Raw genomic sequence first — 26,292 nt, forward strand, 5'->3', positions numbered from 1 at the left:
CCCGGCGAACGCCGCGAACTCTTCAGTGAGTTGCGGCCGCCCACCCCGCCAGGAACCGCCGGTGCCTGCGTAGGCCCTACCGGCCTCAGCTCACGCACGCGCCTCTTGGCGTGCGTCCGCGATCGGCGTTGTCAGTGGTCGCAAGTATGTTCAGCCGTGTCCCGCCGTTGTGGCGCGGACGTCCCCTTGGTGCATAGGAGATGGTTGCGTTGCCAGATTGGGAGAGGTCGAGTACGGCACGGGTGATACCACCCGCACGGCTGCGCAAGCTCGCCAAGGTCCCGTTCGTCGAGTTGGCCGACGGACGCTTGCAGGGCGTGGTGTCCAGTGGCTCCGACATCGAGCGGGTCTATGTCTCGTCGGTCGCGGCCGGCACCTACGCGTTCGCTTGCAGCACCAACAACAACCGGCCCTGCGGTGGCGCGCGGGGCTCTTTCTGCAATCACATCCGGGCCCTGATCAACGAGGCTGTGCTGCAGTACGGCGCCGAGCGCGTCGCCCGCTACCTGAGGGTCGAGGTCGTGGACGGGGAGCCGAGCGCGCAGACCATCGCTGCCGGCATGAGCGACACACGTCCACCACAGGGGGACACCAAGGCCGCCGCCCCGGTCTTCAGCCGGTTCCTGCGCCACCTGGCCTACCTGGAACTCGCCGCGACCACAGCGCCGTTGCCGGAGATGCAGTGGTTCCCGCCCACCAGGGCGGTGGCGATGGGGGTGCCCCCGCGCGAGCTCGGTTCGAGCGTGGGGGAGCGTGCCGACCTGCTCGCCGAAACCATCGACGGGCTCGACGAAGCCCTGGCGGCAGTCGATGCCTTTGACCGGACTCTTGTCGCCGGCCTGCTCCGTCCTCAATCCGCCCCGGCCGCCGGCCTGACAGAGCTTGCCCACGCCGTCGCGGGGACGCCGCTGGCCGCCAGGGTCGCCGAGGCGGCCGAGAAGGCGGCGGTCGGAGCCGCGAGCGAAGACCATTTCGTCGCCCTCGCCGCCGCCCGCACCGCACTGCTGGGCTCCGTCCATGATGCGCTGATGACCCTTGTCGAGCAGGTGGCCGGTCGGCCCCGCAGCGAGGAGATCCTCCCGGCGCCCGGCGGGCAGCAAACGGCGAACCTGCTCGCCGCTGCCCGCTCCTGGCTGTCCGATCTGGCGCGCTCCGGGTGGCAGGGCATCGATCACGACGTGGTCTCCGGGGCTGCGCACGTCGTCTCAGCGATGCTTCCGGACCCGGCCATGCGTCGCCTGGCGACGCTCCTCGACGGTTTCGCCGCCGAACTCGCCGCCTCCTGCCCCGGCGCGGCCCAAGAACGCATCCCGGCACGCCGCTGGGCCGACCTGTGGTCGCGCGCGATGCTGCTGACGCTGCCCGGTGCGGCCGACGTGCCCATCACCGGTACGGCCACCGGGCGCCTCCTGCCCCTCGGCGTCGACGTGCATGAACACGCGACCGCCGCACAGGCCCAGGTCCACGCGGTGTTCGAACCCGCGGACGGCGCCGCGCCCCGCCTGGTACGTGCCGGCGTGTCCGTGCCGAAGCCTGACACGATCGTCGGAGCCGGCCTCTGGCAACTGCTCCGCCCGCACATGTCGCTCCTGACAGCCGTCAGCGAAGGCCGTTCGATGGACCTCGTCGACATGCCCGTCACCGCCGAGGGCGACCTGGTCTGGAGCGACGAGCACGCACGCCCGAGCGAGCCCGCCGATGCCTTCGCCACCGCCCGCGTGGCCCTGCCCACGGCGACCTCTCCGGCGACGGCACCCCTGGATCGGCACCCGGCGCGCATCGCCGTACCCGTCTTCCTGGAGGGCTACGCCGCCCAGAGGGAAGACGACGAACTGACGTTCACCGTCGCCGGACACCCTCTCGCCGTCGACACCGACCGTATTCCGACTGCCGGACCGCTCACCCCCGAAGCGGTTGCGGCGTCGACCGCGTGCATCGGCCTGCTCCGCTGGGACGCCGGGAAGTTCAGCGTCCAGCCGCTCGCCGTCGAAACCACCGTGCGGAAGAAGACCGTCGCGATCCACGCCGGGGGATGGGCCGGGGGCACGGCCGACAAGGCCGGCGTCAAGGCCGAGAAGGCCGCCACCGACGCCGTGGCCGTGCTGCGGGAGCGTGCCGGGAGGCTGCTGCGGAAATGACCGAGCACACGACGGGGCAAGCAGCTGAAACCGGGCAATCGGCTGCTTACTCGACCCCGCAGAACCCCGAGGCGGACCCCCACGACAACCGTCGTCAGGTGCTGTACTGGAGGCTCCTCGCCCGCCTCTTCGACCACGAGGAGCAGGCCACGCTGGAATCGGCGAGCCTCGCCGTCGTCGAGGACATCGGTCTGCCGCCTGCTCTGCTGGACCCGCAGGCCTCCGTCGACTCGATCGTGCAGCGCCACCCGGAGCTCGCCGCCGAGTTCGACGGACTGATGGCGCCCGAGCCCGACGACGGTGCACGCGACCGGGCCGCCGAAGTACGGCGCGCGGCGCTGGTGTCGAAGGTGCTGCTGGGCGTCTTCGCCTCCGGCTCCGGCACGGTCACCGCCGGGCAACTGGCACGCTGGCAGTCCGACGCGGGCTGGCTGGAGCGTGCGCTCGGCTGCAAGCCCGGCGAGCTGCGCAGCGGCCGCGCCGGCGGAGGGACCGGGGCAGGCGCCGCAGGACCGGGTGTCAGCCCGACCGGCACCGGCGGTCGCGGTACGACACCCGACCTCAGCCGGCTGATTCCGGCGGAGCTCGGCGCCATCGAGGCCGACCTCGTCAAGCGGATGCACCTCCGCGAGGTGCTCGCCGACCCCAAGCTCGCCGCGCAGCTGACCCCGAGCATGTCGCTGATCGAGCAACTGCTGCGGGACAAGAACAACCTCTCGGGTGTGGCCCTGGCCAACGCCAAGGCGCTGATCCGCCGTTTCGTCGACGAAGTCGCCGAGGTGCTGCGCACCCAGGTGGAGAAGGCCACGGTAGGCGCCCTGGACCGCTCGGTTCCGCCCAAACGGGTGTTCCGTAACCTGGACCTCGACCGCACGATCTGGAAGAACCTCACCAACTGGAGCCCGGAGGAAGAACGGCTGTATGTCGACCGCCTCTACTACCGGCACACCGCGCGCAAGACGACCCCTCAGCGGCTGATCGTCGTTGTGGACCAGTCGGGCTCGATGGTCGACTCGATGGTGAACTGCACCATCCTGGCGTCGATCTTCGCCGGGCTGCCGAAGGTGGACGTCCACCTGATCGCGTACGACACGCAGGCGCTCGACCTCACGCCGTGGGTGCACGACCCCTTCGAGACCCTGCTGCGCACCAATCTCGGTGGCGGTACCGACGGCACAGTCGCCATGGCACTGGCCCAGCCGAAGATCGCTGAGCCCCGCAACACCGTCGTGGTGTGGATCTCCGACTTCTACGAATGGCATAGCGAGCAACTGTTCGAAAGTATGGCCGCCATTCACCGCTCCGGGGCCAAGTTCATCCCGGTCGGCTCGGTGACCAGCTCCGGGCGCGGCAGCGTCAACCCATGGTTCCGGGAGCGCTTCAAAGACCTCGGCACGCCGGTGATCTCCGGCCACATCCGCAAGCTCGTCCACGAACTCAAGACGTTTCTCGCTTAGAAAGGCCCTGATATGTCCGACCTGTTGCGCGCCCCTGCCGAGATCAAGTACGCCGAGGAACTGGACTGGCTGGAGTCCATCGACACCAACCCCAAGCCCTTCTCCTGGCGCCTGTCCCCGAAGATGGTCCGTCTGTTCATCCTGGGCTCCGAGCGATCCGACGGTCTCGACCGGGAGATCTCGCAGAAGTGGTTCGGCGACCGCAGTTTCGTCGAGCGCTCCATCGTCACGCTGGCCTCCGACCGCGGCCTGCTGCTCATCGGCGACCCCGGCACCGGCAAGAGCTGGCTGGCCGAGCTGCTGTCCGCCGCGATCTGCCGCAACTCCACGCTGGTCGTGCAGGGCACGGCCGGCACCACCGAGGACCACATCAAGTACTCCTGGAACGTCTCCATGGTCATCGCCAAGGGCCAGTCGCGGGAGTCGATGATCCCCTCGCCGATCATGACCGCGATGGAGGCCGGCACGATCGGCCGGTTCGAGGAACTCACCCGCTCCACCAGCGACGTCCAGGACGCGCTGATCTCGATCCTGTCCGAGAAGTACATTTCGGTTCCCGAGCTGGACAGCGACAACATCGTCTTCGCCAAGCCCGGCTTCTCGATCATCGCCACCGCCAACAGCCGCGACCGGGGCGTCAACGACTTGTCCTCGGCGCTCAAGCGCCGCTTCAACTTCGTACGCATCCCGGTCGTGACGAACAAGAAGAGCGAAGCGGAGATCGTCCGCTTCCGCACCGAGGAACTGCTGCGCCGCCATCAGATCGAGCTGGACGTGCCGCCGACGTTGCTGGACGTGCTGCTGCAGAGCTTCGCCGACCTGCGTGCCTCGGCGGCCGCGGCCGGCAGCGATGACGAGAAGCTGGAGTCCGCACTGTCCACCGCCGAACAGATCGGCGTGCTCGAGGACGCGATCCTGCACAGCAACTTCTTCGGCGAGCGCACCCTGACCGCCCACACACTCGCCTCCTCGCTCGTCGGGTCACTGGCGCGGCGCGAGCCGGAGGACCTGGCCATCCTCAACAAGTACCTGCACGGCATCGTCGAGCCGCGCAGCAAGGAAGAGGGCGGATCCTGGCCGGATTTCCTGGAGGGCGGCCGCGACGCGATCGCCACCCTGTCATGAGCAGCACGCAGGAAGGGACCTTCGAAGCACTGCGCGCGCAGCTGCAGGAAGCCGCCGCGACGTTCGCCGACGGGCCCGATGCCCTGGAGGGCATCCTCCTCGGCCTCGTGGACGACGTGGACCGCGCGGTGCGCGAGCCACTGGAGATCTTCCCCGTCTGCCACCACTCGCCCGCCTCGGCGATAGCGATGGCACGCCGCCTGCGGGAGAAGCAGCCGAAAGTCGTGTACTTGGAACTGTGCGAGGACATGGCCCCACTGCTGACCGAACTGCGCAACTGCAAGCTCCCGGTGGCGGTCCAGGCGTTCGCGACCGAGGTCGACGGCTTCCCGGCCGAGTGGTCCCCACTGTCGGTGGTCGCACCGATCACCGAGGCATCGGCCGAGTACCAGGCGATCGCCTACGCACTGGACACACCGGGCGTCGAACTGGTCCTCGTCGACCGCTCCTCCGACCACGTCTTCCAGTGGGAGGCGCGCGGGACGAACTCCACCGAACTCGGCGCTGATCCAGGGGCGTCGGATGCGTCACCCGCCGAGGAGGAGGCCGCGCTGCACGGCGACGCGATCGGCGTGAAGATCGGCGATCTGCGGCCGCGCTTCGCCGAACTGGAGGAACACCTGCTGCGCCACGGCCGGGTGCGGCACTGGTCGGAGTGGTGGCACCAGTATGTCGAACTGCCACTCGGCGACAGCGACCATGACACCTACCGGCAGGTCATGCTCCTGATCGGCAGCCTCTTCAGGCGCCTCGCCCCCGGGGATCCGCAGCGGGTGCGTGTGGACGAGGACCGGGAGCGTTACATGTGGACCAGGATGCGCGAGCACCTGGCCGCGAGCGGCACCGATCCTGCGGACTGCCTCTACGTCTGCGGCGCCTTCCACGCGGCCGGCCGCGTCGCGGAGTTCGGCGTCCACGGTACCGACACCTTCGAGATCAGCCCGCGCAGTGCCACCAAGTGGCAGCACGGCCTGATCCCGTCCAGCCACGCGGCGATCGAGGCGCAGTTCGGCCTCGCCGCCGGCTCGGTGTCGATCGCCGCGACGGTCTGGGCGAAGAACGTCAAGCGCACACGCGTGGAGCCCTACCGCCTGGCGGGACAGGCGGGCGCGAAGAAACCGAAGGCCAAGAAGACCACGTCCGCGGCGGCTCCGGAATCGGCGCCCCCGCCCTCGGACAGGCTGACCGGCTTCCTGCAGCAACCACCCGTTCTGGACCGCCTGGACGAGGACGAACTGCTCGGCTGGTCGGTGGAGATCGTGCGCGCCGCGCGCCGCAACGGCTACCTCGCCTCCACCGCCGACGCCATCGCGGTGTTCGAGACGTCGATCCTGCTGGCCGGGATGCGCGACCGGGCCAAGCCGACGCCGTACGACTTCCAGGACGCGGCCGTCACCTGTATCGAGAAGGACATCGTGCCCGGCCGGCGCGACGTGCGCCGCCTTGTGGAGATCATGATGGGCGGCGACCGGACCGGCCAGGTCGGCTACGACGCGCTGCCACCCCTGGCCCGCGACGTGCACGACCGGCTGGTGCCCCTGAACCTCAAGCTCCAGCAGCGCGGCGTACAGCGGGCCCTGCTGAACATCGCCTCCCAGCCGGAACTGGAGCGATGCTCCGACGTGCTGTGGATGCTGCGCTACCTGATGCCGCAGGGTGCCGCACGGCCGATCATGGGCGAGCGGAGGCTGGGGGAGCGGCCGATCCAGGAGTCGTGGGACCTGGCGCTGGGCACCCATCAGCGGGCGCTCATCGAGCTCGGCTACGAGGGCGTCAGCATCGAGCAGGTCCTGGAACAGCGCCTGCGCCGTGCGGCATACGGCCCGCACGCCACCGCGGCGACCGTCCTGGAAGCCGTCGAGGACGCGACCCTGTACCTGCGCAGCCGCCGCCTCGCCGACGAGTTGGGCACACGCGCCCTGGAGGTGCTCTCGGCCGAACGCAGCGTCGACGGCGCACCGGAAGTGCTGCGCAGGGTGCGCAGGCTGTTGGCGTACTACCGCACCAGCGAGCCGGTGCTGCCGTCGTGGATCGAGTCCTTCGCCAAGACCGGATACGCGCATTACTGCACCCTGCTGCCGACGGCGTTCACCGACGAAGGGGCCACCGTCCGTCAAGTGGCGGCGATGCTGGGCTTCCTGTTCAGCATGGAGAGCCTGGCGCTGTCGCTGGGCTGCGACCGGACCCAACTGGAGCTGGCGGTAGCCCAGTCGCATCCGCAGGACCCGTCGAAGACGGTGCTGCTGTGGGCGGCCTGGACGCACCTGGGGCATCTGTCCCGTAAGGACCTGCGGACGAGGTGCGACGAACTGCTCGGCAACCCCTTGGTGGTGCCCGCCTATCCGCGCTACCTCAGCGGATTCCTCCATGCCTTGGAGCCCGTTCCGAGCCTCACCGACTTCGTCGTGGAAGCGGTGTCGAACGCCTTCGGACGGCTGCCGGACGCGGTGCTCTTGCCATGGCTGCCGACCCTGATCACCACCCTGCGGTCGGGCGGCGCCGAGCCGGCCCCGCTGCTGATCCGTGAGGCCGGACGGATCTTCCCCGGCCGGCTGGCAGCGCTGGACGAGTGGGTGCCGCCGTGGCGGGCGAAGCCGGAGCCGGAAGCCATGCCGCCGGCGCGGCGCGCGGACGGCAGCCGCGGTGGTGCACTGCTCGCTGCCCACCCCGCGACGTGCGATGCGGTGGCGAGTCTGCTGGGCTGCGAAGGGACGTGGGAGGCGGCGGATCCGGACTCCCCGGGCGTGGCACTGACCGGTCGCTACCCGGATACGGCGGTGGCGCTGGAGGTGCTGCTGGCCGGCCCATGATTTCGGGGGCCCGGCAAACGGGCCCGGGCCCCGTCTCAGCCCGGCGAAGTCCGCGGTCGGCCGCCCGGCGGCGACCTGCGCGTTCCGCCGTGCGGCGTCGCCGCCGGGTAAGCCGCCAGGTGCCGCCACGTGCCTCGGGCTTCAGCCCGACGGAGAATTCTCGCCCTTCAGGGCGATGGAGAAGGTCAAAGCCCATCACCGAGCGGTCACCGCCGCAGAGCTCGACCCCGGCCCGTATCACGCCTTGTGCCGACAGGCCGCGCACGCCGATGACCCGGCCTCGGCCGGGTCATCTCCCCCGTCGCGGACCGCTGCCCGACCTGCCAGGCTGGTCACCGTGCAGACCGAGCGGCCCGACCCCGCATCTCCACTGCCCCGGCTTCCCAAATAGGGTGAACGTGGAACGAAAGGAAGTCCCATGATCTTCATTACGGTCAAGTTCACGGTTCGCCCCGAGCGCGCTGACGACTGGCTCAACCTTGTCGACGACTTCACTCAGGCCACTCGCCGCGAGCCCGGCAACCTCTTCTTCGAGTGGTCCCGCAGTGTCGACACCCCTCACGAGTTCGTTCTGGTCGAGGCCTTCCGCGACAGTGCCGCGGGCAAGGAGCATGTGGAGTCCGCGCACTTCGCCGAGGCCATGGAGGCCATGTCCTACGCGGTGGCCACCAAGCCGCGGATCGTTTCCACCGAGATTCCCGGCATGGACGGTTGGGCAGAGATGAGTGAGGTCTCTCCTCGGTGACGTCTGCCGGGCCACCGGTGCACAGCAGCTGATCGACGCGGTCACCGAGCCCGGCATGCTGCTGTGGCTGCTCGGTGACGGAGGGCAGACCGCCCGGGGCCGCCGACTCCTCGGCGGCCCCGGGCCTTTTCGCGCCCCCCACGCTCTGTGCCGGCGAGGTGCCCGCTGCTGGGCACGTCCCAGGGGGACGGAAACTCCACCGTGGCGCCTCGTCCCCCAGCGCCCCCTCCGTCTCGATCTGCACCCCGCACGCCGGGCGGGAGTACCGCCGGTAGTACAGGTAGTCCCGTTCCCGGATCGGTGTCTGCACCCGACTGCTCGCTCACCGGGGCCTGCGCGGGCCCGTACGGGCAGCGGCGACCCATGTGAGACGTCGCCCGCGCCGAGCCGGGTCATCCCTACTGCCGTGCTTCCTCCCTGCGGCAGTGGAGGAACAGGTGAGGCTCGGGTACGGCGTCGGGGTGGGCCGGAGTGAACAGGAGGCTGTTTTCCGACACGACCGTCAGACCCGCCCCGGTCACCATGGCGGTGAAGTCCTCGGCGGCGAAGCTGGTCACCCGCACTTTCTGGCCCATGAAGACGCCCTCGACGTCCTCCACATCCACAGGCACGGTGGCGAGGGCGAGCCGACCGCCGGGTCTCAGCGCCCGCGCCAGCCGCTTCACGAGCTCGGCCTGCTCCTTGCGGGACATCTGCAGCAGCGCGAAGTACACGCAGATCGCGTCGAACGAGCCCTCGTCGAGGGGGGCTTCGCGGATGTCGGCACATGTGAAGGAGGCGGTAGGCACCTGCCGGGTGGCGAGTTCCACCATGACGGGGGAGACATCGATCCCCAGCACCTCGTGGCCCGCCCCGGCGAGGGTCTCCGCCGTGGGCCGCCCCGTCCCACTGCCCACATCCAGCACCCGGCTGCCGGGGCCGAGCTGCCCCAGCAGCCACCGGAGCGAATCCCGGTGTGCCTGGGACCCGGCGAATGCCTTCTCGTATTCGGCGCCCAGCGCATCGAACACCGCCGCGGCACGCGCCCCGCGATGATCCATCAAGGTACCCCCTGTTGTGTGTGTGACGCAGGCATCGTTCCACCTTTGTCGCAGTGGGGTGCGGCGTTTGCCAACGCCCGCACCGAAGCCGGCTTCCCCGCCGAGGCGGTTGAGCGCTCGAAGGCCGAGCCCGGACAGCCTGCGAACAGGCCCCGGAAACACCGAGATCCCGTCCGATCGATCAGATCGGACGGGATCTCGTGAACGTTCGACAGCGGTCTGTCCAACCAGGTCGGTGCCGCGATGGGATCCCTCGCTTTCCCCGTGCTCGGACCCGTCGGCGTCGTCGCCGTACGCCAGGTACGTCGCCGCGATCGCCCTGATGGCCGTCGGCCGGCCCCGTCTGTGGTCTTTCACCTGTGACCGCCATGACGGCAAACGGGAGCCAGACCCGGCGCGAGCCTGGCCAGGAAGGGGACGAGGAGCCCGATCATGGCGAACGCGATGGTGAGGCCCGTGTGCCTTACCGCCTCGAACACCGTCCAGGCGGGCAGGAGAAGGCCGAACACACCCCAGGCGATGCGTGCGATCCATGACGCCGGACTCGTTGCGGCACTGCGGTCCTCCGGACGGCGGCCGCCCTGACCGGCAGAGCGGGTGCTGTGCCAGAAGCAGGGGAGCACCGTGACCGCCGAGGGCTACACCAAACAACTGGTGGAGCAAGCTCCGCGACCAGGGTGGCTTCATCTCCAACATCTACATCGACAACCCCGCCGCCCAGTTGCCGGGCGTTCCCGTCTGCTGAGTCGAGGCTTTCCGGTAGGGCAACCCAGTGTGCGTCCTACCGGGGAAGCCGCCGTTGTGTCGAGTCTGCCGTCGACGACGACGATCGGCACCGCATGGCCCGCTTGAGCAGCAGACCGGAGCACTCCCGGTCGCTCACCGCGAACTGTTGACAACCCCCTTGAGGCTGCGTCGCAGTCATCCGCGGAGCCCCTCCCGGTGTCCGGGGTGACAGCCGACCCTCGACAGCGACGCCACCAAGACCCAGAAACTGCGGCCACCAGGTAATCGGCCGGGCACCGGGCTTCAGCCCGGTGGTGAAGGCCGTCTCCTGCGGAGCAGGGCAGGGAAAGCCGTTCCGCCGTCTGGGCGGAACGGCGTCCACCACCTGCAACGGTCGGTTCTGCTGCTCGGTGTACTGGCGCAGCGCGCTGATCGGTGCCCCGTCGAATGAACCGAGCCGTGGCCGTGCACTTCGACGAGCACTCTTACATCTTCCACGGTACGGTCACCGTCTCCGCAATCCGGCTCTGTCCCGCTCACGGCTCCTCAGATGGAGCCGACAACCTTGAGGGGAGTGACGCGAACAACCAACCGCTCCGCGTCTGCGCTCGCCGCCGGATTGAAATCCGCGTAGTTCTTGCCCGTGTACTTGCGGGACAGCTCGTCGATCAGCTGCGTCCCACCGTCAGTGGTCAAGGTGGCTGTGCCGCGGATCTCGGCGTAGGTGTACGGCGCGTCAGGCGGGTTGATCAGAATGTTCACGCGCGGGTCACGGCGGAGGTTCTGCTCCTTGCGGCGGCCGATGGTCGTGGAGAACAGCAGGTCGTTACCGTCACGAGTGATCCAGACGATCGACTGCTGAATGCTTCCGTCGGGCTGGATGGTGGCTACGGACGCGAAGATCGGAGTGGTGTCGATGAGCTTCTTCAGGTCATCCGAGAGTTCGGCCGGCACAAGCTGGGTCCTTTCCTTGAGTGACAACTGCCGCAGACGGCCTGTTCACCGTAGGTGGTCAAGGCCGAACAAGGGGCGATTGCCGGCCTAACACGCCAAAGCGAGAAGCGGTTGCACGACCTGACGGACCGGCTCGGCGGCGGAGCGGCTATTCCTGCCCCGCCACGCGGGAAACCCCCTTCCCCCCTCGCGGTGAAGCCCGAGGCACTCGGCGGCTTACCCGGCGGCGGACCAAGGCCTCCAGGAAGCACGGACGATGACCCTGTACGGCAGCTCTCCTGCAGAGCGGAAGCGGTCAAGGCAGGGTCGCGCTGCGCGCCGCCGAGGAGCTCGCACAGGGGGTCACTCACTGGATATGAACGATCAAAATCCTCGCATCATACAGCATCTCGGAGCTCTCCCTGGCAGTCTCGGAAGAACTCGGCTGCGCACCGCACACAGTACGTAAGGTCCGGGTCACCAACTGGGCAGGAGACGCCCGTTCACGCAGTGACCAGAAGGAGACATCGGTATGGCCAATGTGGAGATCTCCCTCAAGGAGACAATGACATCGATCGAGGGCGCGCTAGGAGCTGCTCTGGTCGACTACACCAGCGGTATGGCGCTGGGCACCCTGGGGGGAGGCAAGGACCTCGACCTGACCGTCGCTGCAGCGGGTAACACGGACGTGATCCGCGCCAAGATGCGCACCATGGAGCACCTCGGCATCGAGGGTGAAATCGAAGACTTGTTGATCACGCTCGGGAGCCAATACCACTTGCTTCGGCTGATCAAGGGCCGCAGCGGCAATGGGTTGTTCCTCTACCTCGTTCTCGACAGGGCGAAGTCCAACCTGGCCATGGCCCGTCACCAGCTCAAGCGCATCGAGGCCGAACTGGAGGTGTAGGCAGCCGCTTCCTCCGTACCTCCGCACACCCACAACTTGAAGATTTCTTCATCTGGGCACATCCAGATCAGGCCAATCTCATGGGCGTGCGGGGCCGGAGTCGCGAGGATCGGTCCGCAACACTGCCCGCGGCGGCACGAACTGGGTCGTCGCGTCCGGAAAACAACCCGTCAAACGCGGCAGGGAGCGAGCGATTCACCATGCAGGTCCCCCTCTATCAGGCCAAGGCCGAGTTCTTCCGCATGCTCGGACACCCGGTGCGCATCCGGGTCCTGGAACTGCTGCAGAGTGGCCCCGTCCCCGTACGCGACCTGCTCAGCGAGATCGAGATCGAACCGTCCAGCCTCTCGCAGCAACTGGCCGTACTGCGCCGCTCGGGGATCGTGGTGTCCATTCGGGAAGGCTCCACCGTCAGCTACGCGCTCGCTGGCGGCGACGTCGCCGAACTCCTGCGCGCAGCTCGCCGAATCCTGACCGAACTGCTCGCCGGCCAAAGCGAGTTGCTGGCCGAACTTCGGCAGGCCGACCATCAGCCGGCCCTGGCCCGGGGCAGCGCGGGCCGATCCTCATGACTCCTCGGCCATGGCAGTCTTCGTCGACCGCCCGAGAGCGCCGGAGGGGACGCGGGCTCGGTGGGACTCGGCCTCGGGCAACCTGCCACCGGGCAAGCCGCCAGGTGCCTCGGGCTTCAGCCCGGGGGTGTAGGCGGTTGCCCGCGTAGCGGGGCAGGGACGGCCGTTCCGCCGCAGGGGGCGGAACGGCCAGCGGTGGGCGGAGGGGGGCGTTCCACCCGCCGCAGCCGTGGCGGGAGTTGCTGGGAGCGGCGGTCCGATCGGCAGCCGCCGGCGCCGGCGCGGGCGAGGACTACACCTACGGCCGGCCGTCGCGGCGCTCGGCCGGGGTGCCCGGCGCTGTTCTGCCGAGCCTGAGACGCAGACCGCCTCGGGTCTCCGTGGTCATCGACACATCCGGCTCCGTCAGTGAGGCCGAACTGGGCAGCGTGTTCCTGGAGGTCGCCGCGATCTCCCGTGCCGTGGGCGGCCGTCGCGACCTGGTCACCGTGGTGCCGTGCGACGCGGCGGCCTCGCGCACCCGCTGTGCCGCGCCGAGGCGCCGATGGCTGCTCCGGCACCACGGTGACCTAGGAACAGGCCCGTTCCGCTTGGCCCGGGGCCGGCCTGAAAGGCCTCACCACAAGACGAGGAGCCCCCACCGTTGTGCGCCGGCCTCGGGCCTGCGGCGTCCGCTGCCCGGTTGCTGGGGCCCGAGAGGTACTGCCGCCTGACCCGGTTCTTGGGCGTCGGCATGGTTGGCCCGGCTCCTCTTGAGGGGCACGGATGGAGCAGCCGGGCACGCAAGTGATCACGTCCGAGCCCGGCAGGAGACGCATGGGCATGCACCGGGCTGGTGGGCGTTGCGCCGCGTGAAGGGTGATCGATGCACGGCCCGTGCTGCATCGGCAGCGTCGCCTCGCCAGGTGTCGCGGGTCGAGGAGCGTGCACACCAGGTGTGCGGGCGGCGCCCGCATGGACGCCGCCCCTGGCGAGCGGCAGTCTGCCCCAGCCGTAGGCCGGTGTGCCGGATACCGCGGCGGTGGTAGCCGGGAATCGCTGCGCGGGGACGACGCGCTGGGGGCCGTTCCCGGGAGATGGTGAGACCATGAACGGAGGTTTCGCCATGATCGAAGCCCAGTGCCCGACCGCGAAGTACGGCGACAGGACAGACGTCGGGGAATGCCGCACGATCTGTGAACTGCTGGCCGGATACGCGCTCAAGACTCTCGCACCCGATGAGGCGAGCGTGGTGGGGGCTCACCTGGCAACCTGCGACGCGTGCCGGGACGAGCATGACTGCCTCGCGGCCGTGGCGGCGCATCTGTCGCTTCTCCGCGACGCCCTGGCCCCCGACACAGGCCGAAACCGGTCGATGTGCGCGGTCCCCCAGGCCGAACACGGTCACGCGTTGCCCCACCGCCGCAGGCCGGACCGAGCGGCCCTGACCAGGCAGATCACACTGTCCCAATGGGTCAGCAAGACCACGACGTACTTCGGGTGAGCGCATCTCGTGGAAGCGACGACGTGCCCGGGCCGGAAGCACTCCGGCCCTCAGGCCGGCGGCTTCACAAGAAGATCGGCGCGATGGGCTTCACCGCCACCGGCCGCACGGCCCGCCGGGCATCGAGCAGTGGCTGCGCGGCCGGCGCGAGCCGTCGGTCTGTGCTTCGTCAACCTCGACACCCTCTACGGCGTCACCGGCGTCTCCGTCACCGGCATGTACCTGCTGGTCGCCATCGCGGCGCTGCGCTCCCGCCAGGTGTCGCACAAGGACACGCCCGCGTGGCGGATGCCCCTGTGGCCGGCGATGCCGGTGCTGCTGATCGTGGTGCTGCGGTACATCCTGAGCCGGCAGGACATGGCGTACCTGATGTGGACGGGCGGCATCACGGCGGTGGCGACGCTGTACTGGGCCCTGTACCTCCGCCCGCGCCAGGACACGCGCTGGCTGGTGACCCTGCCGGAGGACGCACGGGACTGATATCCCGCGAACCCGACGGTACGGCCCGGTGGGGGTCCGAGATCCTCTCGGACCCCCACCGGGCTCTGTGCGCGTCCGTGACCCGCGCAGCGCTATGACCTTCCGCAACGCAGAAGCGACGGCTCTCAGCACTGGGTGTGAAGCCCACCGGCTGTTCGTGTGACCGTCGATGAGGAAGGTGGAGCACCGTCCGCCGACAGCGCAATGGTCGGGATCTGCGGACTGGGCCGGTCCCCCTGGCCAATTGATGGCTGAGCGGGCCCACGTCCGGCCCGTTCTGGTCCTCGTGGGCCAACCCATCGATGTGGCTAAACCCGCCGTGTGCCGGCAGTCGATGACCGGTTGGGCCCGTACTGGGCCAGTGCCGCCAGGGCCTCCGGAGCGCCGGACTGCCCCCGGACTCCCGGGAAGGCGTTGATGTCCACGATCAGCGGGGCGCCGTCGCCCGTGTCGATGATGTCCACGCCGTAGACGTCCAGTGCGAATACCTCGCCGACCTGGCGCACCACGGCGGGCCAGCCGGGCGGCAGGCTGCCAGGGGTGAGCGGCAGTGTGGGGCCCCGACCCTCGGGCGAGAGTTCGGAACGGCGCAGGGCGGCGAAGAGCTGGTCGCCGATCGCCCACAGTTTGTGGTCCCAGCCGCTGTTCGGTGCGAACTCCTGGACCACGACCGGCTCCTGTGGGCATGTGGCGGCGAGCTCCCGCAGTTGTATGTCGCTGTCGAGGCGGGCCACCAGGTCGTGCCTTCGGCTGTGGCGGCTCTTGACCACCACTGGGCCGGGGAGCCGCGGGCCGGACGCCAGTTGAGCGAGCGTGGTGTAGGTGCGGGTGGCCGCGAACGGGAGGCCGGCCCGCAGGGCATGTTCCGCCATCGCCGTGCGGTCCTGGCACAGCGCGGTCGCCGCAGCCGAGTTCACCACGGAGGCGCCGCGCTGCTCCAGGGCGTGGGCGAGGGCCAGGGCACGTGGCGTACGCGACTTCAGCAGGTAGACGTTGGCGAGCGGCTCGGGGACTTCTGCCACCGTTCTCGGGTCCAGCGTCTCCACTTGATGCTCGGGGGTGAGCAGGGCGATGGTGGCGGCCAGCAGCGGATGACCGGGATCGGGCGTGATCAGGCCGATTCTCATATGTTCTTGCCCGTCGCCACGGGGACCTGCACAGGGTGCGGGAGGAGTGTCAACGGCGTCCCGCCGACCGCGTCGTGCTGTTCCGGCGGACGGACAGAGGCCGGCTCGGGCGCGCCGACCGTCTGGCCGGTGCGGGCCAGCCCGAGCACGGCTCGTGCCACCCGCGCCGCCGCGTCAGGGACCTGACGGAAGCTGGGGAAGTCGTTCACATCGACGACCACGGGGCCGTCCGGCCCCAGCACTACGTCCACACCGTACAGATCGAGGCCGTAGACCACCCCGACCTGGGCAACTATCGCGGCCACCTCGGCCGACAGCGGCACGCGGCGTTCCCTCACCGAGTGGTCCGGGTGGAGCGGGGAGCGGCGCTCGGTCGCGTACAGTTCGCCGCCGACGCTGTACACCTTGACGTCGATGCCCGAGTTGGCCACATACGGCTGGGCGATGAGCATTCCCTCTCCCACCAGTTCGGGGACCAACGTGGCGAGCCGGTCCGGCGACGACACCAGGTGCACGGCCCGCCCCGAACTGCCGTCGGCGGGCTTGACCACCAGCGGGTATTCCGACGCCGGGATCTCGGCCAGCAGCTCAGGCCGCGCCGCCGCGTAGGTCGGCGGCAGAGGAAGCCCACGGCTGCGACCAATGGCTGCGGCCAGCGCCTTGTCCCGTACACCTCGTATCGACCGGGCGTCGTTGATCGTTGTTATCCCGGCTGAGGCCGCGGCTTCGAGCAAGGTGAGCCCCGGGCCGCCGGAGACCGTCTTGAGAACCCACGCGTCATGGGTGCTCGCCTGCACCACCTCAGTCATGCGCAGCAGGCAACCGCCCGGCCGCAGCACGTCCACCTGGTGCCCCCAAGAAATCAGTTGACGGATCACCTCAACCGGCATGCCGTCGTGGCGGTATTGCTCCTCCACCAGAAAGCAGAGCTTCATCGATCCATCTTCCCGCTACCTCCGGACGTCCGCCCTTACCATCGGCATCCTGTGACGCCCTGTGACATCACAGGATGTCATGAACCGTCCTGCGGCCAGGGAGGCCGGACTCTTGATCATTAGGGCTTCCATCACGCAGCGAAGGCCATTTGAGGACAGACCTCAGGTCTCAAGAACAGCCGGCCCGCCCCACGAGGCATACACACGCAAACCGATGCCACGAAGCCTCGGGCGATGAAGTAGACCAGCCGTTCCTGAAGACTGAGCGGGGGTGAGTCCTGTTGCCAGGACATGTGCTCAGCCGCGTGCCCCGGACGGTGTTGGGCATGCTGGTCGCCCGCGTTCGCTCCGTGTCCCGGCGGCACGGATCGTGTCCGTGGTCCGGGAATGCGGGGGGCGTTTCCTCACGCCCAGGTGTGCGCCCACCAGCCGCAGCACCTTCTCATCCTGGGGCATCAGCCCCTTGAGCCGGTCTCGTACCGCTACACCGACGGACCGGGAGCGACGAACGGCGCCTCGATCGGACGGAGTTCACGGTCGGCCATGCGCGGCAGCCTGAAGCGCCTTGCCTGCGCGGTTCGTCGCCGACCGGCGCCCGTACAGGCGGAGCGGTTTTCGGCGTCGTCCCTCCGAGCTACCGGCCCGCCTCTACGACCCCGCCGGCAGGGGGGACCCGACCACGCCGAAGCCGCCCGCTTGCTCCTCACGTTCACGCAGCGGCGCGGCCTGGTCGGGATGCATGCCGCCGATGCCGGACTCGCCCCGGTGGCGAGCAGGTAGGCGACGGCCTTGCACGCTTCGGCGGACGTGCTCCGGTTACGTTCTGATCAAGCACTCGCGCACCCCTTGTGCGCCAGATCACCTCAGCATACGTTTCGTGCCACACCAGCGAACAAAGTGTTTGCTGACGGCGCATCGGGTGTTTACTCATGGCGGAGCCACCACTTCCCAACCCCTCGAAGGACGACTCCGACGCGCTCGCCGACGCGGCGCTGGGCGCCCGCATCCGGGAGTACCGCATGAAGCGGCGCATGTCGCTGCGTGCCCTGGGGGCGGCTGCCCAGGCCAGCCCGGGCTTCCTCAGCCAGTTGGAGCGCGGGCAGGCGAACGCCTCCATCGGCATGCTGCGGCGCATCGCAGCGGCGCTCGGCCTCACCGTGGCCGACGTCTTCGACCAGAGCGGTCCCACCGGTCCGCGAGTCGTACGGCGCGCCGACCGGCCGATGCTGCAGACCGCCCCAGGGAGCCGGAAGTTCCTGATCTCCCAGCGGCCGCTCGGTCATCTGGAGGTGTACGCGGGTGAGTTCGAACCAGGAGCCTCCACCGGCGACGACGCCTACACCCACGGGGACTCGCAGGAGATCCTCCTGGTGGTCAGCGGCAGCGTCCGGGTCGAACTGGACGGCCACCCCCACATTCTGGACGCCGGCGACAGCATCGAATACCAGTCCTCCACCCCGCACCGGGTGGTCAACGACCGTGAGACGCCCGCCGAGATCCTCTGGATCATCAGTCCGCCGACACCGGACTGATCCCCGTTCTCCCCTTCTTTTTCCTCGCCTCCCCGCCTTCATCCCTCGCTCTGGAGCACGACCATGCCCAAAAAAACCGGACGAACCGTCGTAAACGTTGCAGCCTGCGGCGCACTGCTGCTGGCCCTCACCGCCTGCTCCGGCGGTGCCCCCGCCGCCCGTGACATCGACCTCGGCCCCGGCCCGGCCGCCGCGGGCACCGTGAAGAAGGGCGCCCTCGACGGCGTCACCCTCACGTTCGCCTCCTACGGCGGCATCTACCAGGACGGTCAGGAGACCGCCGCGGTGAAGCCGTTCGCCACCGAATCCGGCGCGCAGGTGCTCTCCGACGGCCCCACCGACTACACCAAGCTCAAGGCACAGGTCGACTCGGGAAATGTCACCTGGGACGTGGTGGACACCGACGCCATCTGGGCCGAGCGCCAGTGCGGCAAGCTCCTCATGCCGCTCGACACCACCATCGTCGACACCTCGAAGCTGCCCAAGGACATGGTGGGCAAGTGCTCGGTGCCGGCCATGACGTACGGCATGGTGCTGATGTACGACAAGTCCAAGTTCGGCGCCAACCCGCCCAAGGACTGGGCGGACTTCTTCGACACCGCCAAGTACCCCGGCAAGCGCGCCATACCCGGTGTGGCGTCGGACGCGGCCCCCGGCCCGCTGGAGGCGGCACTGATCGCGGACGGAATCGCCCCCGACAAGCTCTTCCCGCTCGACGTCGACCGCGGTCTGAAGAAGCTCACCAGCGTCCGCTCCTCCCTGGTCTTCTGGGACACCGGTGCGCGATCCCAGCAACTGCTGGAGTCGGGCGAGGTGTCGATGGCGATGGTGTGGACCGGCCGTGCCTACTCGGCCGTGAAGAACGGTGCGAAGTTCGCCCCGCAATGGAACCAGTTCATGCCGGTCTCCGACTCCCTCGCCGTGCCCAAGAACACCAAGAACCCCAAGGCATCCATGGCCCTGATCAACTACTACCTGGGCGCCGACCAGCAGGCCAAGCTCACCGAGCTGACCTCCTACTCGCCGATCAACTCCGAGGCCGAGCCGAAGCTCGATGCACTCGCCTCCGAGTACGTGACCTCCGCCCCGGAGCGACAGGCGCAGGCCATCAAGCTGGACAACACTTGGTGGGCGCAGAACCAGGAGCAGATCATCCAGAAGTGGTCCGACTGGCTGGCGAACTGACCCATGACCGCCTTGATCGAGATCGCCGCCCCGGCCTCCGGCCGGCGCCCCAAGGGCGTCGGCGGCCGGTGGGGCTTGCTGCTGCTGCCGGCGCTGGCGCTGCTGGCTGTGCTGTTCCTCGTGCCGCTGGGCCTGATGGCCTGGCGCAGCGTCACCGATCCGGCACCCGGCCTGGGCAACTACTCCTGGTTCTTCACCAGCGATGTCGCCCTCGCCACCCTGGTGCGCACGCTGGCCGTCGGCGCCGTCGTCACGCTGGTGACGCTGTTGCTCTCCTACCCGTACGCCTACCTGATGACCGTGGTCAGCACCCGCGCGCGGATCTGGCTCACCCTGCTGGTGCTGCTGCCGTTCTGGACCAGCCTGATGGTGCGCACCTTCGCATGGGTGGTGCTGCTACAGGACAGCGGTGTCGTCAACCAGTTGCTCGGCACCGTGGGGATGGGGCCGCTGCAGCTGATCCGCACCCAGGCCGGGGTGGTGATCGGCATGACCCAGGTGCTGATGCCGTTCATGGTGCTGCCGCTGTACGCGGTGATGAGCGGTATCGACCGGCGCCTGCTCGACGCCGCGCAGGGCATGGGGGCGCGTCCTGTCACCGCGTTCCTGCGGGTCTTCGTGCCGCTGTCGCTGCCCGGGGTGGGCGCCGGCGCGCTGACGGTGTTCATTACCTCGCTCGGCTTCTACGTGACACCGGCCCTGTTGGGCTCGCCCGACCAGGCGCTGATATCACAGCAGATCTTCACCCAGGTCAACGGGCTGCTCGCATGGGGCCGGGGCGGAGCGATGGGTGTGGTGCTGCTGGCAGTCACGCTGGTCCTGCTGGGGCTGGTCGGATTCGTCCTGCGATTCACCCGTACCCGAGGAGGTGTTCGATGAGGGCCGGACCCGCGCGGATCGCGCTCTGGGCGTTCAGCGTGCTGGTGGGCTTCTGGCTCATCGCGCCGACGCTGGTGGTGATCCCGCTCAGCTTTACCGACAAGGCGTCCCTGGTGTTCCCGCCGACCGGCTGGTCCGGCCGCTGGTACACCAACTTCTTCACCGACCCCCGGTGGAGCGAGGCGCTGCTCTCCTCGCTGCAGGTGGGCGCACTGGTCGCGGTGGTGGCCACCGTGCTGGGCACCGCCGCCGCGATCGCGCTCACCCGGTCCGGCTCGCGCTGGGCGAAGTCGTCTTACGGGCTGCTGCTTGCCCCGATGATCGTGCCCACCGTGGTCGTGGCCATCGGCGTGTACGCGCTGTTCCTCCAGTACGGCCTGCTGGGCACGCTCCTCGGTTTCGTCACCGCCCACACCGTGCTCGCCCTGCCGTTCGTGATCATCCCGGTGACGGCGAGCCTGCGCGGGTTCGACCGGCGGCTCGAGGACGCCGCACTGATCTGCGGCGCCAGCCGATGGGGCGCGATCCGGCAGGTGACGCTTCCTCAGATCGCCCCCGGAGTCGTCTCCGGCGCCCTGTTCGCCTTCGTCACCAGCTTCGACGAGGTGGTGGTCTCACTGTTCATCCAGAGCCCCTACCTGCAGACCCTGCCGGTGATGATGTTCGCCAGCGTGACCCGGGACACCGATCCCACCATCGCCGCGGCCGCCACCCTGATCATCGTCCTCACCACGGTGCTCGTACTGGCCGCCACCTTCGCCACCTCCAGGAGGAACCGTGTCCGCTGAGACCAGCCTCATCAAGGCGCGTGGAGCCCGCATCGAACTGGCGCAGGTGCGCAAGGAGTACGCGGACTCCGTCGCCGTCGACGACGTCTCCCTGGTCATCGAACCGGGCGAGTTCATGACCCTGCTGGGCCCCAGCGGCTCCGGCAAGACCACCACCCTCAACATCATCGCCGGGTTCACAGCCGCCACCTCCGGCACGCTGACCATCGGTGGTGTCCAGATGCAGGACCTGCCGCCGCACCGGCGTGACATCGGCATGGTCTTCCAGCACTATGCGCTCTTCCCGCACATGACGGTGGCTCAGAACGTCGCCTTCCCGCTGAAGCAGCGCAAGGTCCCCAAGGCCCGCCGCACCGAGTTGGTCGAGGCGGCCCTGGAGACCGTACGGCTCGGCGGCTACGGCCACCGAAGGCCCCGCGAACTGTCCGGCGGCCAGCAGCAACGGGTCGCCCTGGCCCGGGCGGTGGTGTACGAGCCCAGCGTGCTGCTGATGGACGAGCCGCTCGGCGCGCTCGACAAGAAGCTGCGCGAATCACTCCAGCTGGAGATCAAACGGGTGCACCGAGAGGTCGGTTCCACCTTCGTCTTCGTCACTCACGACCAGGAAGAGGCGCTGGTCCTCTCGGACCGTATCGCCGTCTTCAATGACGGGGGCATTCAGCAGGTCGGCACTGCGAGCGAACTGTACGAGAAGCCCCGCAGCCTGTTCGTCGCCGAGTTCCTCGGTGAGTCCTCCACCGTGCGGGGGCGGGTCGAGCCGGACGGCGACGACTCCTGCCTGCGGGTCGGCGACCGATGCGTACGTGCACCCGGCCGGCCGGCCGAGGGCACCGACGCCGCCGTCGTCGTCCGCCCCGAGCACCTGCGGGTGCAGCCCGCCGGAGCACCGGTCGCCCCCGGGGCCAACGCCCTGCCGGCCCGGGTGAGCCAGGAGATCTACCTGGGCTCCGGACGCAAGCTCGAACTCGTCCTGCCGGACGGCACCGTGTTGCTCGCCCGCGAGCAGGCCGACCGGCTGTCCGACGTCCGACACGGCGACGAGGTCACTGTGGTCTGGGACGTCGAGCGGGGTGTCCTGCTCGGTGACACGCCCAACCCCACCCACGCACCCACACCCGCCGACCGGACCCCTGTCGGCGTCGCAGGAGAGAGTGGCCGATGAGCACCACAGCACCCCTCACCAGCCCCACCTTCGTCAACGGCGACGTCTCCTTCTGGTTCCGGGAGGGCGGCATTCCCACCCGCCGCCCAGCACTCCCCGGCGACCTGGACGTGGACGTCGCGCTCGTCGGCGGCGGCTACACCGCACTGTGGACCGCGTACTACCTCAAGCAGGCCCAGCCGGACCTGCGGATCGCCGTGCTGGAGAAGGAGTTCGCCGGCTTCGGGGCCTCCGGCCGCAACGGCGGCTGGCTCAGCGCCGAGCCGCCCGGCCAGATGCGCCGCTACGCCAAGGCGCACGGCCGGGAGCCGGCCGTCGTCATGCAGCGCGAGATGTTCTCCTCCGTCGACGAGGTCATCCGGGTCGCCGCCGAGGAAGGCATCGAGGCCGACATCCAGAAGGACGGTCTGCTCCACGTCGCCACCAACGCCGCGCAGGAGCGGCGGCTCCGCGACCGGCTGCCAGCGCTGCGCGCCGAAGGCTGGGGCGAGGACGACCTGCTCGAACTGGACCGCGACCAGCTCGCCGAACGCGTCCGCGTCGCCGGCGCCCGCACCGCCCACTGGAGCCCGCACTGCGCCCGCATCCAGCCGGCCAAGCTGGTCCGGGGCCTGGCCGACGTGGTCGAGCGGATGGGCGTCACCATCTACGAGGGCACCGAGGTCACCGAGATCCGCCCGTACGAGGCGGTCACCCCGCACGGCACCGTCCGGGCGTCGTTCGTGATCCGGGCGCTGGAGGGCTTCACCTCCGGGCTGCGCGGCAACCGCCGGTCGTGGCTGCCCATGAACAGCAGCATGATCGTCACCGAGCCGCTGCCCGCCGCCGAGTGGGAGGAGATCGGCTGGCACGGCGCCGAACTGATCGGCGACGAGGCGAACTCCTACTGCTACATCCAGCGCACCACCGACGGCCGGATCGCCATCGGTGGACGCGGCATCCCGTACATGTTCGGTTCCCGTGTCGACCAGCGCGGCGAGACCCGGACCGCCACCCAGATGCAGCTGCAGGCCATCCTGCGGCAGCACTTCCCGGCCACCCGGGACGTGGCGATCGACCACACCTGGTCCGGCGTGCTGGGCGTGCCGCGTGACTGGTGCGCCACCGTCCACGTGGACGAGCGGACCGGGCTGGGCTGGGCCGGCGGCTACGTCGGGCACGGCGTGACCACTACCAACCTCGCCGGACGCACCCTTCGTGACCTGATCCTGCGTCAGAAGACGGAGCTCACTCGGCTGCCCTGGGTCGGCCGCAAGGTGCGCGGCTGGGAGCCGGAGCCGCTGCGCTGGCTGGGCGTGCGCAGCCTCTACGTTGCGTACCGCGCCGCCGACCGGCACGAGAACTCCGGCCTGGAGCGCACTTCCGCCATCGCACGCATCGCCAATGTCATCAGCGGCCGCTGATAGGAGCCGATCCTCGTGAACACCCCTGTGGACACCACCGCCTTGCCTGTCGCCTTCCTCGCCGACGCGGTGACCATAGATCTGCCCGCCGCCCGTCCCAAGCCCACCAGTACCACCGGTCAGCAGGAGGCCAGCCGCACCCTGTGGAAGTCCCCTGACGGCCTGGTCGAGGTCGGTATCTGGGAGTGCGACCCCGGCCACTTCACCGCCACCCGCGAGGGCTACGACGAGATCTGCCAGGTGCTGTCCGGCACCGCCACCGTCGACACCGAAGGCGGCGGAAGCGTCGAACTGCGCCCCGGCGCCACCCTGGCCATGCCGGCCGGCTGGCGCGGCACCTGGCAGGTCCACGAAACGATCCGAAAGGTGTACGTGGTGCGAACCCACCAGGCCGAATCATGACCCTCGTCCTGCGTGGCGGCCAGGTGTGGACCGGCGACCCCTTGCGGCCGCATGCGACTGCCCTCGCGGTGACCAACGGCCGGATCACCGCCGTCGGCTCCGACGCCGAAGTACGGGCGACCGCTGGACAGCAGGCCGAAACCGTCGACCTGGCCGGCCGGACCGTGGTGCCCGGCCTCCAGGACGCGCAAGAAGACCGGCTGGAATTACTCGGTCGTCGCCACGAACATCCGCCACATGTGGGGCATCGCCGGCTCCCACCAGCCGCAGTGGCCGGATGCCCTCAGTCGCTCCCACGCCACGGTCGAGGACCGCGTGCGCGGCGACAAGGCGATGTGCCTGCGCAACCTGCCGTCCAAGAAGTGGCAGGTCAACCAGGGCTGGGTGTTGACCGCGAACCTCGGCCACGACCTGGACTGCTGGGTCCGTCTCATGGCCTTGCAAGACCAGGACGATCTGGTGCGCGCCGAGCTCGACACGATGCGGTGCCGGATCTACCAACTGCCCGCCCGCCTGGCCCGCCACGCCCGCCGCCGGTAGCTGCGGATCGAACGCACCTGGCCTGGCCCACGCGTTCACCCTGGCCTGGCAGTGGCTCACCGATCTCCCGGCCGTCACCTGACGGCCGACCACCAGCCCAGCGAAGACCAGGAAGGAGCAGAACAGCAGACCGGCCCGTGGAAGCCAGCGCACCCGCAGCGTCACGCGACGGTCCGCCCTCGAACGACAGAGGACAAAACGGGCAGCGAACCGGCTTCGTCACCCGACGAGCACCGCTGAAGAATCGAGGCTGACGATCCGTCATGCGGGATCGAGTCCAACCTGACTGACTCCTGGCGCTCATCCGTCATATTGCTCAGATATGCCTCTCCATGTGCCGAAAAACATCACTCGAGCCCCAATCCCTGTGCCTGCGTGATCAATGGTCGCGCGAACAAGTAATAACGAAGTGCGGATAAACGGACTTAATGCCCCTTGGGGAAGGGTGGGAGTGCGTGACTGTCCGTAATGGCATTCGCCGCAGGTGCCTTCGAGCTCAGTCGCCATTCCGTGTTCGGGTTGGCGCCATCGGGCCAGGTCGCGAGGTATGGCTGGCCGCCGCAGAAATGACCTGGTCGGGGTTGTGTGCGTGATCGTTTTGTGTAACTATCGTTGCGCTCGCCTCGGGCCTCGATCGCAAACGTTCTGCACGGTAGGCAGGGATATAGCTCGTGGAGCTTTTAGTCGGAATGGCGTAGGCGAACCCTGGGCTGGATAGCCATGCAGTGGGTAGTCGATCACGTCACTCTTCCGAGTGGCATGATTTGTAGCATATCGACTGCAATTACTTCTTGGATTCTGGTGAAGTCTTTGCTGGTCTGAGTCAGTCGAATTAGAGGGCGCGCATGATTTCTGTTACTCGCAAGGTTGGCATCATAGGTGGTATGAGCTGGCCTTCAAGTGTCACGTATTACCGTGAAATAAATCAGAGGGTAGCTGCACGTCTGGGTGGATCTCACTCGGCTGACATTATCCTCTGGTCCGGCGACTACCATCATGTGGAACAGGCTCAGTTGCGCGGTGACTGGCGGGAGGCGAGCCGCTTGGTCGGTGTAGCCGCAGCTGCTCTGGAGGCCGCTGGCGCCGAGTTCCTCGCCATTGCTTGTAATACGATGCACGCAGTGGCCGATGACATCCCAAAATACTCTTCCCTTCCCCTTGTGAGCCTGATCGATTCCACCGTTGACAAGCTCACTGGAGGTGCTCGGGTCGCTGTGTTGGGCACGAATGCCACGGCGCGTATGCCAGCCTTTTTTAAGGGGTTCGCCAAAGCGGGAGTCAGGGTCGTCGATCTCGGCCCGGAGGTACAGCAAGAACTCGATCGCATCATTTACGAAGAACTGTGCCGAGGGCGTGTTGTACCCGAATCGGCCGCCCGCTTGGGGGAAATCGGGATGCTGGCGATGGAGCGCGGTGCAGAAAAGGTCATACTTGCATGCACTGAATTGAACCTTCTCGTTGACAGTGCGCCACCCTCGGCTGTGCCGTGGCTGGACACCACAATGGTTCACGTAGATGCTATTGTCGAGGCCTCATTGCGGTTCAGGGAATCGGTGTAGATTTAATGAGGTCCACAAATCATTCCGATGGCGGGCTCGTCAATTTGTCCGATCCGTTACGAGCCAGGATCCGGGCATGCGGAGACGGAGGCAATGATCAGCTGCCGGCGGAACTCGTTGCCGAGCTCCGCCGGAACGGGCTGGTGGGTCGCGTTATGGGCGGAGCGCTCGGGGGCATGGACGACTCGCTCCCAGAATTCTGCGGACTACTGAAATCGCTTGCGGAACTCAACGGGTCCGTCGCATGGCTCATCATGGTCTGGTCTCAGGGGAGTCTCATTCTTCCGCGACTGGGAACCGAGGGGCGGGGCCTGCTGCTGAGGGGCCCTGACGTGCCACTCATATCTGCGACCTCAGCAGGGTG

General features: G+C 68.5%; 21 protein-coding genes and 4 pseudogenes. 21 read left to right on the plus strand and 4 right to left on the minus strand.

What is annotated here, in order from left to right; genetic code table 11:
- Nucleotides 1–710 precede the first annotated feature (710 nt).
- From ABD858_RS31490 to ABD858_RS31510, 5 genes are all read left to right on the plus strand, one after another.
- On the plus strand, nt 711–2,138 hold the full coding sequence (locus ABD858_RS31490) for a hypothetical protein (RefSeq protein WP_345045049.1): 1,428 nt from the start codon (nt 711–713) through the stop codon (nt 2,136–2,138).
- A complete protein-coding gene (locus tag ABD858_RS31495) occupies nt 2,135–3,595 on the plus strand; it encodes a VWA domain-containing protein (RefSeq protein ID WP_345043955.1) in 1,461 nt (486 codons plus the stop codon). Before ABD858_RS31490 ends, ABD858_RS31495 begins: the two co-directional genes overlap by 4 nt.
- 12 nt (nt 3,596–3,607) lie before the next feature.
- Entirely contained in the window at nt 3,608–4,720 is a 1,113-nt protein-coding gene (locus ABD858_RS31500) for an ATP-binding protein (protein WP_345043958.1), read from the plus strand.
- On the plus strand, nt 4,717–7,530 hold the full coding sequence (locus tag ABD858_RS31505) for a DUF5682 family protein (RefSeq protein ID WP_345043960.1): 2,814 nt from the start codon (nt 4,717–4,719) through the stop codon (nt 7,528–7,530). The genes ABD858_RS31500 and ABD858_RS31505 overlap by 4 nt, the downstream gene beginning before the upstream one ends.
- A gap of 418 nt (nt 7,531–7,948) precedes the next feature.
- Nucleotides 7,949–8,275, plus strand: a complete 327-nt coding sequence (locus tag ABD858_RS31510) for a putative quinol monooxygenase (RefSeq protein ID WP_345043963.1) — start codon at nt 7,949–7,951, stop codon at nt 8,273–8,275.
- Between the two features lie 398 nt (nt 8,276–8,673).
- Here ABD858_RS31510 and ABD858_RS31515 read toward each other — a convergent pair whose 3' ends face one another.
- Nucleotides 8,674–9,315 carry a class I SAM-dependent methyltransferase gene (locus ABD858_RS31515; protein WP_345043966.1) on the minus strand — a complete coding sequence of 214 codons (642 nt, stop codon included), beginning with the start codon at nt 9,313–9,315 and terminating at the stop codon, nt 8,674–8,676.
- A gap of 243 nt (nt 9,316–9,558) precedes the next feature.
- On the opposite strand from ABD858_RS31515, the pseudogene ABD858_RS31520 reads away from it, so the two are divergent.
- A pseudogene (locus ABD858_RS31520) lies at nt 9,559–9,673 on the plus strand (EamA family transporter); the annotation flags it as partial.
- Between the two features lie 230 nt (nt 9,674–9,903).
- A pseudogene (locus ABD858_RS31525) lies at nt 9,904–10,060 on the plus strand (M23 family peptidase); the annotation flags it as partial.
- Nucleotides 10,061–10,587: 527 nt separating this feature from the next.
- Here the strand turns inward: ABD858_RS31525 and ABD858_RS31530 are convergent.
- Complete coding sequence (locus tag ABD858_RS31530; RefSeq protein ID WP_345043968.1) at nt 10,588–10,995, minus strand: PPOX class F420-dependent oxidoreductase; 408 nt, start codon at nt 10,993–10,995, stop codon at nt 10,588–10,590.
- Nucleotides 10,996–11,506: 511 nt separating this feature from the next.
- Here ABD858_RS31530 and ABD858_RS31535 point away from each other — a divergent pair.
- The 5 genes and pseudogenes from ABD858_RS31535 to ABD858_RS31555 all read left to right on the plus strand — a co-directional run.
- On the plus strand, nt 11,507–11,881 hold the full coding sequence (locus tag ABD858_RS31535; protein ID WP_345043970.1) for a roadblock/LC7 domain-containing protein: 375 nt from the start codon (nt 11,507–11,509) through the stop codon (nt 11,879–11,881).
- 200 nt (nt 11,882–12,081) lie between these two features.
- Nucleotides 12,082–12,453: an ArsR/SmtB family transcription factor gene (locus ABD858_RS31540; protein WP_345043973.1), complete on the plus strand. Its 372-nt coding sequence runs from the start codon at nt 12,082–12,084 to the stop codon at nt 12,451–12,453.
- A 206-nt stretch (nt 12,454–12,659) separates the two neighbouring features.
- Nucleotides 12,660–12,991: pseudogene (locus ABD858_RS31545) on the plus strand (DUF2201 family putative metallopeptidase); the annotation flags it as partial.
- A 549-nt stretch (nt 12,992–13,540) separates the two neighbouring features.
- Nucleotides 13,541–13,936 carry an anti-sigma factor family protein gene (locus ABD858_RS31550; protein ID WP_345043975.1) on the plus strand — a complete coding sequence of 132 codons (396 nt, stop codon included), beginning with the start codon at nt 13,541–13,543 and terminating at the stop codon, nt 13,934–13,936.
- 159 nt (nt 13,937–14,095) lie between these two features.
- Nucleotides 14,096–14,416 (plus strand): annotated as a pseudogene (locus ABD858_RS31555) (amino acid permease); the annotation flags it as partial.
- Nucleotides 14,417–14,724: 308 nt separating this feature from the next.
- Here ABD858_RS31555 and ABD858_RS31560 read toward each other — a convergent pair.
- Nucleotides 14,725–15,543, minus strand: a complete 819-nt coding sequence (locus tag ABD858_RS31560) for an ATP-grasp domain-containing protein (protein ID WP_345043978.1) — start codon at nt 15,541–15,543, stop codon at nt 14,725–14,727.
- Complete coding sequence (locus tag ABD858_RS31565; RefSeq protein WP_345043980.1) at nt 15,540–16,478, minus strand: ATP-grasp domain-containing protein; 939 nt, start codon at nt 16,476–16,478, stop codon at nt 15,540–15,542. Before ABD858_RS31565 ends, ABD858_RS31560 begins: the two co-directional genes overlap by 4 nt.
- A 929-nt stretch (nt 16,479–17,407) precedes the next feature.
- Here ABD858_RS31565 and ABD858_RS31575 point away from each other — a divergent pair.
- The 9 genes from ABD858_RS31575 (at nt 17,408) to ABD858_RS31615 (ending at nt 25,928) form a co-directional block, all read left to right on the plus strand.
- Nucleotides 17,408–18,010, plus strand: a complete 603-nt coding sequence (locus ABD858_RS31575) for a helix-turn-helix domain-containing protein (protein WP_345043983.1) — start codon at nt 17,408–17,410, stop codon at nt 18,008–18,010.
- A gap of 63 nt (nt 18,011–18,073) precedes the next feature.
- On the plus strand, nt 18,074–19,195 hold the full coding sequence (locus ABD858_RS31580; RefSeq protein WP_345043985.1) for an ABC transporter substrate-binding protein: 1,122 nt from the start codon (nt 18,074–18,076) through the stop codon (nt 19,193–19,195).
- Nucleotides 19,196–19,198: 3 nt separating this feature from the next.
- Nucleotides 19,199–20,074 carry an ABC transporter permease gene (locus tag ABD858_RS31585; RefSeq protein ID WP_345043988.1) on the plus strand — a complete coding sequence of 292 codons (876 nt, stop codon included), beginning with the start codon at nt 19,199–19,201 and terminating at the stop codon, nt 20,072–20,074.
- Nucleotides 20,071–20,862 (plus strand): ABC transporter permease, encoded by a 792-nt coding sequence (locus ABD858_RS31590; protein ID WP_345043991.1) that lies wholly within the window; start codon nt 20,071–20,073, stop codon nt 20,860–20,862. Before ABD858_RS31585 ends, ABD858_RS31590 begins: the two co-directional genes overlap by 4 nt.
- Complete coding sequence (locus ABD858_RS31595; protein WP_345043993.1) at nt 20,852–22,024, plus strand: ABC transporter ATP-binding protein; 1,173 nt, start codon at nt 20,852–20,854, stop codon at nt 22,022–22,024. The genes ABD858_RS31590 and ABD858_RS31595 overlap by 11 nt, the downstream gene beginning before the upstream one ends.
- Nucleotides 22,021–23,427: an NAD(P)/FAD-dependent oxidoreductase gene (locus ABD858_RS31600; RefSeq protein ID WP_345043996.1), complete on the plus strand. Its 1,407-nt coding sequence runs from the start codon at nt 22,021–22,023 to the stop codon at nt 23,425–23,427. The genes ABD858_RS31595 and ABD858_RS31600 overlap by 4 nt, the downstream gene beginning before the upstream one ends.
- A gap of 15 nt (nt 23,428–23,442) precedes the next feature.
- The gene (locus tag ABD858_RS31605) at nt 23,443–23,829 is read left to right on the plus strand and encodes a cupin domain-containing protein (protein WP_345043998.1); all 387 of its coding nucleotides are present in this window, start codon (nt 23,443–23,445) and stop codon (nt 23,827–23,829) included.
- Between the two features lie 237 nt (nt 23,830–24,066).
- The gene (locus tag ABD858_RS31610; protein WP_345044001.1) at nt 24,067–24,369 is read left to right on the plus strand and encodes a hypothetical protein; all 303 of its coding nucleotides are present in this window, start codon (nt 24,067–24,069) and stop codon (nt 24,367–24,369) included.
- An 845-nt stretch (nt 24,370–25,214) separates the two neighbouring features.
- A complete protein-coding gene (locus ABD858_RS31615; RefSeq protein WP_345044004.1) occupies nt 25,215–25,928 on the plus strand; it encodes an aspartate/glutamate racemase family protein in 714 nt (237 codons plus the stop codon).
- The last annotated feature ends 364 nt before the right edge of the window (nt 25,929–26,292 follow it).

It is taken from the genome of Streptomyces sannanensis (assembly GCF_039536205.1).
Lineage (GTDB): Bacteria > Actinomycetota > Actinomycetes > Streptomycetales > Streptomycetaceae > Streptomyces > Streptomyces sannanensis.

Coding starts and splice junctions, on each gene's coding strand:
- ABD858_RS31490 (WP_345045049.1), top strand. CDS start 711: ATGGGGGTGCCCCCGCGCGAGCTCGGTTCGAGCGTGGGGGAGCGTGCC.
- ABD858_RS31495 (WP_345043955.1), top strand. CDS start 2,135: ATGACCGAGCACACGACGGGGCAAGCAGCTGAAACCGGGCAATCGGCT.
- ABD858_RS31500 (WP_345043958.1), top strand. CDS start 3,608: ATGTCCGACCTGTTGCGCGCCCCTGCCGAGATCAAGTACGCCGAGGAA.
- ABD858_RS31505 (WP_345043960.1), top strand. CDS start 4,717: ATGAGCAGCACGCAGGAAGGGACCTTCGAAGCACTGCGCGCGCAGCTG.
- ABD858_RS31510 (WP_345043963.1), top strand. CDS start 7,949: ATGATCTTCATTACGGTCAAGTTCACGGTTCGCCCCGAGCGCGCTGAC.
- ABD858_RS31515 (WP_345043966.1), bottom strand. CDS start 9,315: ATGGATCATCGCGGGGCGCGTGCCGCGGCGGTGTTCGATGCGCTGGGC.
- ABD858_RS31535 (WP_345043970.1), top strand. CDS start 11,507: ATGGCCAATGTGGAGATCTCCCTCAAGGAGACAATGACATCGATCGAG.
- ABD858_RS31540 (WP_345043973.1), top strand. CDS start 12,082: ATGCAGGTCCCCCTCTATCAGGCCAAGGCCGAGTTCTTCCGCATGCTC.
- ABD858_RS31550 (WP_345043975.1), top strand. CDS start 13,541: ATGAACGGAGGTTTCGCCATGATCGAAGCCCAGTGCCCGACCGCGAAG.
- ABD858_RS31560 (WP_345043978.1), bottom strand. CDS start 15,543: ATGAGAATCGGCCTGATCACGCCCGATCCCGGTCATCCGCTGCTGGCC.
- ABD858_RS31565 (WP_345043980.1), bottom strand. CDS start 16,478: ATGAAGCTCTGCTTTCTGGTGGAGGAGCAATACCGCCACGACGGCATG.
- ABD858_RS31575 (WP_345043983.1), top strand. CDS start 17,408: ATGGCGGAGCCACCACTTCCCAACCCCTCGAAGGACGACTCCGACGCG.
- ABD858_RS31580 (WP_345043985.1), top strand. CDS start 18,074: ATGCCCAAAAAAACCGGACGAACCGTCGTAAACGTTGCAGCCTGCGGC.
- ABD858_RS31585 (WP_345043988.1), top strand. CDS start 19,199: ATGACCGCCTTGATCGAGATCGCCGCCCCGGCCTCCGGCCGGCGCCCC.
- ABD858_RS31590 (WP_345043991.1), top strand. CDS start 20,071: ATGAGGGCCGGACCCGCGCGGATCGCGCTCTGGGCGTTCAGCGTGCTG.
- ABD858_RS31600 (WP_345043996.1), top strand. CDS start 22,021: ATGAGCACCACAGCACCCCTCACCAGCCCCACCTTCGTCAACGGCGAC.
- ABD858_RS31610 (WP_345044001.1), top strand. CDS start 24,067: ATGTGGGGCATCGCCGGCTCCCACCAGCCGCAGTGGCCGGATGCCCTC.
- ABD858_RS31615 (WP_345044004.1), top strand. CDS start 25,215: ATGATTTCTGTTACTCGCAAGGTTGGCATCATAGGTGGTATGAGCTGG.